Source organism: Undibacterium sp. Di26W (assembly GCF_049340265.1).
Taxonomy (GTDB): domain Bacteria; phylum Pseudomonadota; class Gammaproteobacteria; order Burkholderiales; family Burkholderiaceae_D; genus Undibacterium.
Genome location: NZ_JBMPOR010000002.1, coordinates 56104 through 69517, shown reverse-complemented (window position 1 = coordinate 69517; position 13414 = coordinate 56104). Strand labels below are relative to the sequence as shown.

The window sequence follows — 13414 nt, the reverse complement described above, 5'->3', positions numbered from 1 at the left end:
TTATTTCTTGAAAATGGACTGGTATTGCGGCACAGAAAACCCGACATTGACTTGCTGCTGGTCGCCATTGGCGATCAGCATGACCGGACGTTTGATGACGGATGGTTTATCCAGCATCAGGGCAATAGCCTGTTCGGTATCGCCAGCAGAAGCTTTTTCTGCATCACTGAGGGCGCGCCAGGTGGTGCCCTTGCGGTTGATCAGCACATCCAGACCTTGATGTTCCAGCCATGATTCTATGGCGGCACGGCTCAGCCCCTGTTTCTTGAAATCATGAAACTCAAATGCCAGGTCTTGTTCCTGCAGCCAGGTGCGGGCTTTTTTAACTGTGTCGCAGTTCGGAATGCCGAACAGGGTGATGCGCTGTGTCATACGTCTTTAATCGCTACTTAATGGTTACAAGTTCAAGGGTTACAGCTTCAAGGGTTACAGCTTCAAGGGTTGCAGGTTCAAGGGTTACAGGTTCAATCGCTACACGTTGAGGGTAAATTCCGTGAACGAGGCTTCGTCCTTGCTTTCAGGTTCTGGCTCAGGCGGTGGTGCAGCGCTGGCGGGTGCTTCGTTATTCAGCAGCCACAACAGGTTGTTTGCCGAGTCGGAGTTGGCCAGGCCTTCTTCCTGGGTGATCAGACCTTCCTTGATCAGATACATGAGGGCGCGCTCGAAAGTCTGTGAGCCTGGCGACAGACTTTTCTCGATGGCTTCCTTGATCTGGAAGATATCTCCTTTTTCTATCAGTTCAGCCACATAGCGGGTATTCAGCATGATTTCGACCGCAGGGCAGCGGCCACCGTCTTTGGCCCGTATCAGGCGTTGCGAAATAATGGCACGTATCGACGATGACAGATCCAGTAACAAGGCATTCCGGGTTTCCATGGGGAAGAAACTGATGATACGGTTCAGCGCCTGATAACTGTTATTGGCATGCAGCGTCGCCAGCACCAGATGGCCGGATTGTGCATAGGCAATCGCCGACATCATGGTGTCCAGGTCACGAATTTCGCCAATCAGGATGCAATCGGGTGCCTGGCGCAGGGAATTTTTCAGTGCAGTTTTCAGGCTTTCGGAATCGCTACCGATTTCACGCTGGTTGACGATGGATTTCTTGCTGCGGAACAGATATTCAATCGGGTCTTCCAGCGTCAAGATATGGCCAGTCCTGATTTCATTCCTGTGATCAAGCATGGAGGCGATGGTGGTGGATTTGCCTGATCCGGTTGCACCGACAACCAGGATCAATCCACGTTTTTCCATGATCAGTTCAGACAGCACCGGTGGCAAATGCAGCGTGTTCAATACAGGGATATCACCGGGAACAAAACGGAAGACGGCTGAAATCGAGCCGCGCTGGCGGAAGGCCGACAAACGGAAACGGCCTATGCCAGGGGCACCGATACCGATATTCAGTTCGTTTTTTTCTTCCAGTTCCTCCATATAGTCAGACGCAATCACTTCACTCAACAGTGACAGGATATTTGCCTGATCCATTTTTTGCTGGTTGATAGGAAGCAGATTGCCATTGATTTTGAGATGAATAGGCGAGTTCATCGCAAAAAACATGTCGGATGCATGTTTCTCTTTCATCAGTTGAAATAATCTCTCCATCGCTGCCATGATGTTTCCTTATTCTGAACTATAAATTGATCAAAAGACGCAATCAGACGCCGCGCAGCAATTCGTTGATGCTGGTTTTTGAGCGTGTTTGTGCATCAACACGTTTCACGATCACTGCGCAATACAGGCTGTATTTGCCATCAGCAGATGGCAGGTTGCCAGATACCACGACGGAGCCAGCAGGCACACGGCCATAGCTGACTTCACCTGTGGCGCGGTCATAAATCTTGGTGGACTGGCCGATATATACACCCATGGAAATCACGGAATTTTCTTCCACGATGACACCTTCGACGACTTCAGAACGAGCGCCGATGAAACAATTGTCTTCAATGATGGTCGGGTTGGCCTGCATGGGTTCCAGTACGCCACCGATGCCAACGCCGCCGGACAAATGCACATTCTTACCGATTTGCGCGCAAGAACCGACGGTGGCCCAGGTATCAACCATGGCACCTTCATCGACATACGCGCCGATATTCACATAAGAAGGCATCAACACCACATTCTTGGCGATAAAGCTGCCGCGACGTGCAACTGCTGGTGGCACTACACGGAAACCGCCTTTGACGAAGTCTTCAGCCGTGTAATTGGCAAATTTGGTCGGCACCTTATCGAAGAACTGCATATGGTCGCCAGAAGGCATGCAGATATTATCTTCCAGACGGAAAGACAGCAGCACCGCTTTTTTAATCCATTGATTGACCTGCCAGCTACCATCAATTTTTTGCGCTACGCGCAGGCTGCCAGTATCCAGTTCGCTCAATACATGGGCAACTGCTTCCCGAATTTCTGCAGGAGCGGACTTAGGAGAGAAATTGCTGCGGTCGTCCCAGGCCTGATCGATGATTTGCTGTAATTGTTGAGTCATGTTGATATCTTCAGATGATTAAATAAACGAAATGTTGCGCGTGCGTTGCAGTGTAAGGCCCAGTTTTTGGTTAAGCATGTTTTTTGCAAAAACTGACAATTCTTTGTGCTGCTTCCAGACATTCTTCTGGCTCGGCCACCAGCGCCATGCGTAGGCGATTCTGTCCCGGATTGATGCCATGTGCTTCACGTGCCAGATAACTGCCCGGCAAAACTGTAACATTATATTCCTCGTAGAGGCGACGGGCGAATTCCGTGTCTGACATACCCAGCTTGTCCGGGACCCTGGCCCACAGGTAAAAGGCGGCGTCGGGCAGGCTGACTTCCAGCACTTCCTGCAAGACCGGGGTGATCTGGGCAAATTTGCGGATGTATTTGTCGCGATTTTCCTGCACATGGATTTCGTCGTTCCAGGCGACCACTGAGGCAGCCTGTATGCTGGGGCTCATGGCGCTGCCGTGGTAAGTCCGGTACAGCAGGAACTGCTTGATCAGTTCTGCATCGCCAGCGACGAAGCCAGAGCGCATGCCAGGCACATTCGAGCGTTTTGACAAGCTGGAAAGGGTGATCAGGCGGCGGTAGTCGTCCCTGCCCAGCGCGCGTGCTGCCTGCAGGCTGCCCAGCGGCGCTTCTGTCTTGAAGTAGATTTCCGAATAGCATTCATCGGCAGCAATGACAAAATCATATTTGTCTGACAGGGCAAACAGTTCGGCCCAGTCATCCTGGTTCAACACGGCACCGGTCGGGTTGCCGGGTGAGCAGATGTACAGTAGTTGTACCCGTTTCCAGATGCTGTCAGGTATGCTTTTATAGTCAGGCGCAAAATTGCGCGCCGGATCAGCATTGGCGAAATACGGTTCGGCACCGGCCAGGTAGGCGGCACCCTCATAAATCTGATAAAACGGGTTGGGGCATACCACCAAAGGCAAACCGTCCTGGTCGTCCTGGCCATCTTGGCAAGCAGCAGGGTTGATGACGGTTTGTGCCAGGGCAAACAAGGCTTCGCGTGAACCGTTGACGGGCAAGATCTGCGTCACGGGATCTGGTGCCGGTATGCCGTAGCGGCGGGCTATCCAGCCGGAAATTGCATTGCGCAATGCATCAGAGCCGGCAGTGGATGGGTAACTGGCCAGGCCGCCCAGATTGGCGATCAATGCATCCGTGATCAGCTTGGGTGTCGGATGCTTGGGTTCGCCTATGCCCAGACTAATGGCGGCGTAAGCAGGGCTGGGTGTGACACCGGCAAACAGTCGTTTCAGTTTTTCGAACGGATACGGTTGCAACTTGCTGAGGTAGGGATTGAAGGTCATTTATTGATTATTGGCAACTTGATGGCGATGGTCAGGCTTTTTTTGCTACTTATCTGGTCCGCTAATATGGCTCATTTATCTGGTCCGTTTATCGGATTCCGGTATTTTATTTGGTTTTGCTTAGGTAGTATGCAATCCGTATTATAGCCTCCAGCGCATTCTTCAGAGTAGGGCTTTCACACCTGGTTTTGCCGAAAACCTGCATAAGCTGTGATTGGGGTTGCTGTATGCACGGAATTGGCACGGAATTGCATGGAATCACGGCGGGATAAATCAGCGCCAATTGTGTAATAAGTTTGAAAACTAAAAATTTTGCCTTTACGATGGTATGATGCAGCGACACTGGGGTGGCTTGTGTATACAGCCTTGGGAAACATAGAATACGCGGTAGATTTGACTGCAAAAGATAATAAAATTAAACAAAGTGCGATTAACTTCTATTAAATTGTCGGGATTTAAATCTTTTGTCGATCCCACTCATTTTCAGGTTCCTGGCCAGTTGGTGGGTGTAGTCGGCCCGAATGGTTGCGGCAAGTCGAATATTATCGATGCCGTACGCTGGGTTTTGGGCGAATCAAAAGCGTCAGAGTTGCGTGGCGAATCCATGCAGGACGTAATTTTCAATGGTTCCACCCATCGCAAACCCGCTGGTCGTTCATCGGTAGAGCTGATTTTTGACAACAGCATGGGCAAAGCTGCCGGTCAATGGAGCCAATATGGTGAAATTGCCGTCAAGCGTACGCTGACGCGCGACGGTACTTCTACCTACTACATCAACGGACAACCGGTGCGCCGCCGTGATATCCAGGACATTTTCCTCGGTACCGGTCTGGGCCCGCGTGCCTATGCGATTATCGGCCAGGGCATGATTTCGCGCATCATTGAAGCACGCCCTGAAGAATTGCGGATTTTCCTGGAAGAAGCAGCCGGCGTATCGCGCTATAAAGAACGCCGCCGCGAGACTGAAAACCGTATCCACGACACCCATGAAAACCTGGTGCGTGTCGACGATATCTTGCGTGAATTGAATAACAATCTGGACAGATTGGGTGCGCAGGCAGTGGTTGCGAATAAATTCCGCGAATTGCAGACCGATCAGGAAGAAAAACAAAAACTGCTGTGGTTGCTGCGTAAAAAAGAAGCAGAAAACGAGCAGAAAAAGCATTTCGCCGAGATAGAAAAAACCCAGTTGGACCTGGAAGAACACACCGCCAAATTGCGTCACGTAGAGCTGGAACTGGATCAGATGCGCCAGACGCATTATGCAGTCGGTGACCGTATGCACCAGGCGCAAGGTCATCTGTATCAGACCAATGCCGAGATCGGCAGCCTGGAAGCGCAAATCAAGTTTGTCATCGAGTCGCGCAGTCGTTTACAGTCGCAATTGCAGTCCCTGACCGCGCAACGCGACCAATGGCAGAACCAGAGCCGGCAATTCCAGGATGACTTGTCTGAAGCTGACATCCAGGTAGAAGAGTTGGCCATGCGTGCCGAGCAGGCACTGGAAGTCAGCCAGCAGCAACAGGATAAATTACCCGCCATGGAGCAGGTATGGCGTGAATCGCAATTGAAAACGACCGAGTCGCGTGCCAGGATCATGCAGATGCAGCAGCAGATAGAGCTGGAATCTGCTCATCAGCGCAATGCCTCGAATATTTTGAATACCCTGACCTCCAGACGCGAACGCCTGATGCAGGAAAAGCAGGGGCTGGTGTTGCCAGACACTACCCACCTGGACAATCTGTCCATGCAACTGGAAGAAAAAAAGCAAGTGCTGGAAGAACTCAGCATGCAACTGGAAGAGGCGCAAGAGCGCTTACCAGTACTGGAAGACGAACGCAAGCAGGCACAACAGCAAGTGAACCAGGATGCCGCCGAATATGCGCAACTGGAAGCGCGCCTGCTGGCGCTCAAGCAATTGCAGGAAAAAGTCCAGACCCAGGGCAAGGTACAGCCATGGCTGGAAAAACACGAATTGAGCAGCTTGCCCAAGATCTGGCAAAAACTGCATATCGAAGCTGGCTGGGAAACCGCACTGGAATCCATACTGCGTGAACGTACTGCCGCGCTGGAAATGTCGAATCTGGACTGGGCCAAAGCCTTTTTTGGTGATGCGCCGCCTGCCAAGCTGGCCGTTTGCGCACCCACCTTCATGGCTGATACGGTCGTGCCTGTTGCCGGCTTCAAACCCTTCATCGACTTATTGCAACTCAATGACGCCGGGGTGCGTGGCCTGATGCAGGATTGGTTACATCAGGTCTACATTGCCGAGGATATTGCCTCTGCCTTTATGGACAGGGTGAACTTGCCGGCTGGTGCCTGCTTTATTACGAAGCAGGGGCATGTGATTGCCCGTTCCAGTGTGCGTTTTTATGCCTCGGATTCCGAGCAGGATGGCGTGCTGGCACGCCAGCAAGAGATAGAAAATATCACCAAGCAGTGTCGCGCCAAGCACATGCTGGCTGATGAATCCAAGACCCGCGCTGTCCGTGCTGAATCTGCGTATACCCAGGCGACCCAGCAACTGCAGGATTTGCGCCAACGTGTGGGCAGCCTGACCCAGACTACCCATAGCCTGCAAATTGAATTCATGAAATTGTCTGAAGTGCAGGAACGCTTTAACCAGCGCAGCACGCAGATCGGTAGTGACCTGGCAGAGATCGCCGCGCAAGAGGCTGAACAGCAGCAGATTCGTGCCGAGTCCGAGCAAAAATTTGAACAGTTGGACATGGACCTGGCTGAACTGCAGGAAACCCATGAAGAAGGTCAGACCGCTTACCTGGAAAAAGAACAGCAACTGAATGATGCCAGGCAGCGTTTGCGTGACCTTGAACTGGCCGCGCAGGAAGCTGCTTTTGCAGAGAAATCCCATCGCAGCAAGATGGAAGAATTGCGCCGCAGTATTGCGACTGCACTCGAACAATCTGCACAATTGTTTGCCAGCATGCAGCAAGGTCAACTGGAACTGGAATCCATGGATGACCAGACCGCCCAGGCTGGCTTGCAAGACTTGCTGGATCGCCGTAGCGAACAAGAAAGAGCACTGGCGAATGCGCGCCATGAGCTGGATCAACTGACCCAGCAATTGCGTCATCATGAAGAAGCCAAGATGCAGGTAGAACGCAGCCTGCAGCCACAGCGTGACCGCATCGTTGAACTGCAGTTGAAAGAACAGGCTGCGCGTTTGAGCCAGGAACAATTCTCAGAACAATTGCGCAATTTTGAAGTCGATGAAGAAGCCTTGTCGCAAAAATTGCATGATGATCTCAAACCTTCGTATTTGCAGGGTGAGGTCACCCGCCTGACCAATGCCATTGCTGCACTGGGGGCGGTGAACATGGCGGCTCTCGACGAATTGTCGCAGGCGACCGAGCGCAAGACTTTCCTGGATGCCCAGCATGCCGACCTGACCGAGGCGATCACCACCTTGCAGGATGCCATCCATAAGATTGATATGGAAACACGCGACCTGTTGCAGGATACCTTTGACAAGGTAAATCACCATTTTGCCGAACTTTTCCCTATTCTGTTTGGTGGCGGTCAGGCCAAGCTGATCATGACCGGCGATGAAATCCTGGATTCTGGCGTGCAAGTCATGGCGCAGCCACCAGGCAAGAAAAATGCAACCATCCATCTGTTATCTGGCGGTGAAAAAGCGCTGACGGCAACGGCTCTGGTGTTTTCCATGTTCCAGCTCAATCCTGCACCTTTCTGCTTGCTGGACGAGGTGGATGCGCCGCTGGATGATTCAAATACCGAGCGTTTCTGCAATATGGTGAAACGCATGTCTGCCAACACACAGTTTTTATTTATCTCCCACAACAAGATTGCGATGGAAATGGCACAACAATTGATTGGTGTCACCATGCAGGAGCAGGGGGTTTCACGAATCGTGGCGGTGGATATGGAGTCTGCCGTCAATTTTGCTACTGAGGTTCAAGCAGCATGACAGATCTACAAATCAGTTTATTGGTAATTGGTGGGACGCTGGTAGTCGGCGTCATTATTTTTAACAAGTGGCAAGAATACAAGGCAAAAAAAACCGTAGAAAATGCGTTCGGTGATGGACATGACGATGTGCTCATGCATCCCGATGCACCGGCAGACAGTATCGTCCGGCATGAGCCGGTGATGGATGGTGATGTCAGCGTGGAAGGGCTACCAGCCTCGCCAGACATGTCGTCTCATGATCAAGGTGATGCGGACCATGTACCGGTAGTGCAGGAAAAAGAATTGCCGGTCGATGAATTGATCGATTGCGTCATCCCGCTGGAATTTGAAACGCCAGTGCGTGGCGAAAAAATCCTGGCAGAAATCGCTGACCTGAAATATGTAGGTAAAAAACCTGTCCATTTCATCGGTCAGAGTCATAGCGGCGAAAGAGATGTGATCGCCGTCGGTGGTGCCTATACCTGCTTGTTTGCCGGTGTGCAGATGGTGAGTCGCAGCGGCCCGCTGAATGAACTCGAATATTCAGAATTCATCATGAAACTGCGTGCCATTGCAGACAACCTGAATGCGCATTCCGATATCCCGGACATGAACAAGGTCATGATCAATGCACGTGAACTGCATCAGTTTGTCGCCGAGCATGATGCGCAACTGAGCGTCAATATCGCCGCCAATGGTGCGCCATGGGCCTTGAACACCTTGCTGGCAGCGTTGGAGAAAATGGGCTTTGACCAGCGTCCGGATGGCCGTTTGATGATGCCTGATGGCGATGGTGGCAGCCTGTTCACCCTGTCGACCAATGTCAGCGTCAGCGAGACCATGACTTCACGCCTGACTCTGTTGCTGGATGTGCCTTGCGTGTCGCCGGCGCGGGATGGCTTTGGTGCCATGGCTGCCTGTGCACGTTCTTTGTCTACCCGTCTTGGCGGTACCGTGGTGGACGATGGCAATCAGCCTATCTCCAAACTGGCGCTGGATGAAATTGCAGGGCAGGTCAATGAGTTTTATGCTGCCATGGCTGAAGCACAGATACCGGCAGGTTCCTTGCGGGCGCAACGACTATTTAGCTGAATAAACGAATATGCAGAATGATTTTTTGGATGGTGCTCCGGCTTCGGGAGCACCGGCGGCGGCGCAGCGCGTGCAGTTTTTGCATGCGGAATTGAATCGCCATGCCCATGCCTATTACGTGCTGGACAATCCCAGCGTACCGGATGCTGAATACGACAGGCTGTTTTCGGAATTGCAGCAACTCGAACAATCCCACCCCGAATTAAAAACCGCAGATTCGCCGACCAATCGTGTTGGCGGCGCACCCTTGCCGGAATTTGGCCAGGTGCAGCATGCCGTGCCCATGCTGTCACTGAATAACGGCTTTGAAGATGATGATGTCACCAACTTTGACCGCCGTGTGCGTGAAGGGCTGGATGCGGCACAGGAAATTGATTACGCCATCGACCTCAAATTTGACGGCCTGGCCATCAACCTGCGCTATGTCGATGGTCTGTTCACCCAGGCCGCGACCCGTGGTGATGGTTTTACTGGCGAAGATGTGACTGAAAACATCCGCACCATACGTAGTATCCCTTTGCGCTTGCAGGTGGAAAATCCCCCCAGGATATTGGATGTGCGCGGCGAGGTGTTGATGTTCAAGCGCGATTTTGAAAAGCTGAACCAGCGTCAGCGTGATGCCGGTGCAAAAGAATTTGCCAACCCGCGCAATGCAGCGGCTGGCAGCCTGCGTCAACTGGATTCCAAAATTACTGCCCAGCGCAGCCTGCGGTTTTTTGCCTATGGCATAGGGGCGCTGGAGGGCATGGACATGCCGCCCTCCCATCGGGCCTTGCTGGACTGGTATCGTCAGGCCGGGATTCCTGTTTGTGAAGAAAATGCGCTGGTCAAAGGAGCGCAGGGCTTGCTGGCATTTTATCGGGCGATACAGGACAAGCGTGCGGTACTCGATTACGAGATAGATGGAGTGGTCTACAAGGTCAATGAGTTTGCCAGCCAGCAGTCGCTGGGGTATGTCTCGCGTGCACCACGCTTTGCCATTGCGCATAAATTCCCTGCGCAAGAAGCGTTGACGACCGTGCTGGATATCGAAGTGCAGGTGGGCCGTACTGGTGCGATTACCCCGGTTGCCAGGCTGGCACCGGTGTTTGTGGGTGGCGTGACGGTCACCAATGCCACGCTGCACAATGAAGAAGAAGTGCAGCGCAAGGATATCCGCATAGGCGATACTGTGTCGGTACGCCGGGCTGGTGATGTCATTCCCGAAGTGGTGTCCAGCGTGCTGGAAAAACGTCCAGCGGATGCACGCCAGTTTGTCATGCCTGAAGCTTGTCCCATTTGCGGCTCAGCCATACAGAAACCGGAAGACGAAGCGATTGCCCGTTGCACTGGCGGTTGGATCAAATGTTCGGCGCAGCGCAAGGGCGGCCTGTTTCACTTCGCTTCACGCAAGGCCATGAATATTGACGGTGTCGGTGAACAGCTGATTGATCAACTGGTCGACAAGCAGGTGGTCACCACGGCAGCAGACTTGTACAAGTTGGGTCTGCGTGCACTGGTTGAGCTGGATCGCATGGCGGAAAAATCAGCGCAAAACATCTTGCATGCGCTGGAAGTGTCAAAAGAAACCAGTTTTGCCCGTTTTATTTATGCATTGGGGATACGCCATGTCGGTGAATCCACCGCGAAGGATCTGGCTAGCCATTTTGGAAATGTCCAGGCCCTGTTGCAGGCGAATGAGGAGCAGTTGTTGAGCGTGCCTGATGTCGGACCGGTAGTTGCCAAATCCATACTGCGGTTTTTTGGCGACAGTCTGAACGTGGAATTGGTTGAGCAATTGGTCGCTTCCGGCATACACTGGCCTGAGATTGAAGTACAGGAAAAAGGTGAGCAGGTATTGGCAGGCAAGACCTTGGTGCTGACCGGCAGCTTGCCCACATTAAGCCGCGACCAGGCAACGGAAGTTATCGAAAAAGCAGGTGGCAAGGTAGCCGGTTCAGTCTCCAAAAAAACCAGCTATGTAGTGGCAGGTGATGATGCAGGCAGCAAGTTGGTGAAGGCGCAAGAATTGGGTATTACTATTTTGACAGAAGCAGAATTGCTTCAACTTTGTTCCAGGAGCTGAAATGAGAAAAATTACAAAAGCCGTATTCCCGGTCGCTGGTTTGGGTAGTCGCTTTTTGCCTGCTACCAAGGCACAACCAAAAGAAATGTTGCCTATCGTCGACAAGCCCCTGATTCAATACGCAGTTGAAGAAGCGGTGGAAGCCGGGATTACCGAGATGGTATTCATCACCGGTAGAAACAAGCGTGCGATTGAAGATCATTTCGACAAGGCGTATGAGTTGGAAAGTGAACTCGAAGCCGCTGGTAAAGCAGCCTTGCTGGACCTGGTCAGAAACGTCATTCCTAAAAACATCAACTGCATCTATATCCGCCAGACTGCGGCACTGGGTTTGGGCCATGCCGTTTTGTGTGCGCGCCCTGTGATTGGCGATGATCCTTTTGCCGTATTGCTGGCAGACGATTTGATGGATGCCGATGCCGGCCAGCCATCCGTCATGGCGCAGATGGCGCGTCAATACGAAGCCGAAGGTGGCAGTATAATCGCCGTGCAAAACGTCCCGCGTGAATTTACCCGTCAGTACGGTATCGTCAGTGGTACGCCCTATACAGAACACCTGGACCGCGTACAGGGCATCGTGGAAAAACCGATGCCGGATGTTGCACCGTCGACCCTGGCTGTGGTGGGGCGTTATATTTTGTCTGGCCGTATATTTTCTTACCTGGAAACCCTGGGCAAGGGTTCTGGCGGTGAGATTCAACTGACGGATGGTATTGCTGCCATGCTCAAGGATTTCCCGGTATATGCATTCCGCCCTCAGGCTACCCGGTATGATTGTGGCTCCAAGCTCGGTTATCTGAAGGCCAGTGTCGCTTTGGGATTGAAGCACAAGGAAACCAGCGCTGAATTTACCGAGTACCTGCAGTCCCTGAAATAATCGGGCCAGCCAGACTTGGTTTGGTTATGCAGATGTTGCGGTCAGATTTTTTTAAACTGGCCGCATTTTTTATATCAATGAAATAAAAGTGGTGCATCATGATCCATCCTATCCTTAAAATGGGCGATGCCCGTCTGTTGAGAGTTGCCGAGCAGGTGGCTGACTTTGATACCCCCGAGTTGCATCAGTTGATCAGGGACATGTTTGAAACCATGGCGGCGGCAAACGGCGCAGGGTTGGCAGCACCGCAGATAGGCATCAATCTGCAACTGGTGATTTTTGGTTTTAAAACCAATCCACGTTACCCGGATGCACCGGTGGTGCCGGAAACCGTGCTCATCAATCCGGTGTTGACACCCTTGTCTGATGCCACGGATGATGCGTGGGAAGGTTGTTTGTCCGTGCCTGGCATGCGTGGCCTGGTGCCGCGCTGGAGTGCCTTGCGGTATGAAGGCTTTGACCAGTTTGGCAAAGCCATTTCACGCGAAGTGGATGGTTTTCATGCGCGTGTAGTGCAGCATGAATGTGATCACCTGAATGGCATTCTGTACCCCATGCGTATCCGTGACCTGACACAGTTTGGTTTTACTGAAGTGCTGTTTCCAGAGATGGACCCAAATGACGATGATTAAGAACCTGTTTGCGATCTTACTGCGCGTGCGTGATAGGGGCTCATGTGCTGCTCAAAATGCTCATGTACCTAGAGTACATTCCGCTTTTTGCGCTGCGCTTTTGTTACCCTTACCCCGCTGACGCACGCTCGCTACAGATCGCAAACAGGTTCTAAGTTGTTAGCTGGCCAAGTTGACCAGGCAGGTCAGAATTGTTCGTCTTCACGCAGATAGCGCCACTGTCCTTCGGGCAGTTTGCCCAGCTTGACCTTGCCTATGCGCACACGTTTCAGGCCCAATACCTTTAGCCCCACCATCTCGCACATACGTCGGATCTGGCGCTTCTTGCCTTCGCGCAAAATGAAGTTCAGTTGATCGTCATTTTGCCAGGTGACTTTTGCCGGCAGCAGCTTCTTGCCATCCAGCGTCAGGCCATGATTCAGGCGACGCAAGTCGGCATCCGGCAAGCGGCTCCCCGGTTTGCCATATTCGACGCGCACCAGATATTCTTTTTCAACGACCGTCGTTTCGCCGATCAGGTGCTTGGCGATGCGGCCATCCTGGGTCAATACCAGCAAGCCTACCGAATCAATATCGAGCCTGCCCGCAGGCACCAGGCTGCGTAACTGGGTAGGGTGGAACTGCGTATCGACATCATCTTCTGCCCAGCGATTTTCCGGCTTGACCAGGGCGATGGCTGGCGTGTAGCCATCTTCTGCCTGGCCGCTGACATAACCCACCGGTTTGTTGATGAGGACGGTGACGCGTTTTGATTGTTCGGCGGCGGCCTGTCTTTCCACTGTCACCTGCTGGTGTGGCAGTACTTTGCTGCCCAGTTCGGAAATGACTTTGCCATCCACTCTTACCCAGCCACGGGCGATCCATTCATCGGCCTCGCGTCGTGAGCAAAGGCCCAGTTCGGACATGCGTTTCGAGAGTCTTACAAGTTCAGTCATGGTGCTATCAAATAAAAATTACGGCGATATCAGCGGCCTGTGGGCCGCGACATGGGGTTGGTTCAGGATGCTTGGTATCAGGCGCCAGT

At 52.4% G+C, this 13414-nt stretch carries 10 protein-coding genes; 5 read left to right on the top strand and 5 right to left on the bottom strand.

Annotation, left to right across the window (positions count from 1 at the left end):
* The 4 genes from ACO0LM_RS02680 to dapC all read right to left on the bottom strand — a co-directional run bounded on the left by ACO0LM_RS02680 (position 1) and on the right by dapC (position 3794).
* The gene (locus tag ACO0LM_RS02680; protein ID WP_423034102.1) at positions 1–372 is read right to left on the bottom strand and encodes an ArsC family reductase; all 372 of its coding nucleotides are present in this window, start codon (positions 370–372) and stop codon (positions 1–3) included.
* A 99-nt stretch (positions 373–471) separates the two neighbouring features.
* Positions 472–1614 carry a PilT/PilU family type 4a pilus ATPase gene (locus ACO0LM_RS02675; protein ID WP_422982216.1) on the bottom strand — a complete coding sequence of 381 codons (1143 nt, stop codon included), beginning with the start codon at positions 1612–1614 and terminating at the stop codon, positions 472–474.
* 43 nt (positions 1615–1657) lie between these two features.
* Complete coding sequence (dapD, locus tag ACO0LM_RS02670; RefSeq protein ID WP_423034100.1) at positions 1658–2485, bottom strand: 2,3,4,5-tetrahydropyridine-2,6-dicarboxylate N-succinyltransferase; 828 nt, start codon at positions 2483–2485, stop codon at positions 1658–1660.
* Between the two features lie 70 nt (positions 2486–2555).
* Entirely contained in the window at positions 2556–3794 is a 1239-nt protein-coding gene (dapC, locus tag ACO0LM_RS02665; protein WP_423034098.1) for a succinyldiaminopimelate transaminase, read from the bottom strand.
* A gap of 424 nt (positions 3795–4218) precedes the next feature.
* Here dapC and smc point away from each other — a divergent pair, with 424 nt between their 5' ends.
* From smc to def, 5 genes are all read left to right on the top strand, one after another.
* On the top strand, positions 4219–7743 hold the full coding sequence (gene smc, locus ACO0LM_RS02660) for a chromosome segregation protein SMC (RefSeq protein WP_423034096.1): 3525 nt from the start codon (positions 4219–4221) through the stop codon (positions 7741–7743).
* A complete protein-coding gene (locus ACO0LM_RS02655) occupies positions 7740–8816 on the top strand; it encodes a cell division protein ZipA C-terminal FtsZ-binding domain-containing protein (RefSeq protein WP_423034094.1) in 1077 nt (358 codons plus the stop codon). Before smc ends, ACO0LM_RS02655 begins: the two co-directional genes overlap by 4 nt.
* 10 nt (positions 8817–8826) lie before the next feature.
* Positions 8827–10881 (top strand): NAD-dependent DNA ligase LigA, encoded by a 2055-nt coding sequence (gene ligA, locus ACO0LM_RS02650; RefSeq protein ID WP_423034092.1) that lies wholly within the window; start codon positions 8827–8829, stop codon positions 10879–10881.
* A gap of 1 nt (position 10882) precedes the next feature.
* Positions 10883–11758, top strand: coding sequence for a UTP--glucose-1-phosphate uridylyltransferase GalU (galU, locus tag ACO0LM_RS02645; RefSeq protein ID WP_423034090.1), 876 nt, complete (start codon positions 10883–10885; stop codon positions 11756–11758).
* A gap of 98 nt (positions 11759–11856) precedes the next feature.
* The gene (def, locus tag ACO0LM_RS02640; RefSeq protein ID WP_423034088.1) at positions 11857–12390 is read left to right on the top strand and encodes a peptide deformylase; all 534 of its coding nucleotides are present in this window, start codon (positions 11857–11859) and stop codon (positions 12388–12390) included.
* A 185-nt stretch (positions 12391–12575) separates the two neighbouring features.
* On the opposite strand, the gene ACO0LM_RS02635 is transcribed toward def, so the two are convergent.
* A complete protein-coding gene (locus tag ACO0LM_RS02635) occupies positions 12576–13325 on the bottom strand; it encodes a pseudouridine synthase (protein WP_423034086.1) in 750 nt (249 codons plus the stop codon).
* Positions 13326–13414 lie beyond the last annotated feature (89 nt).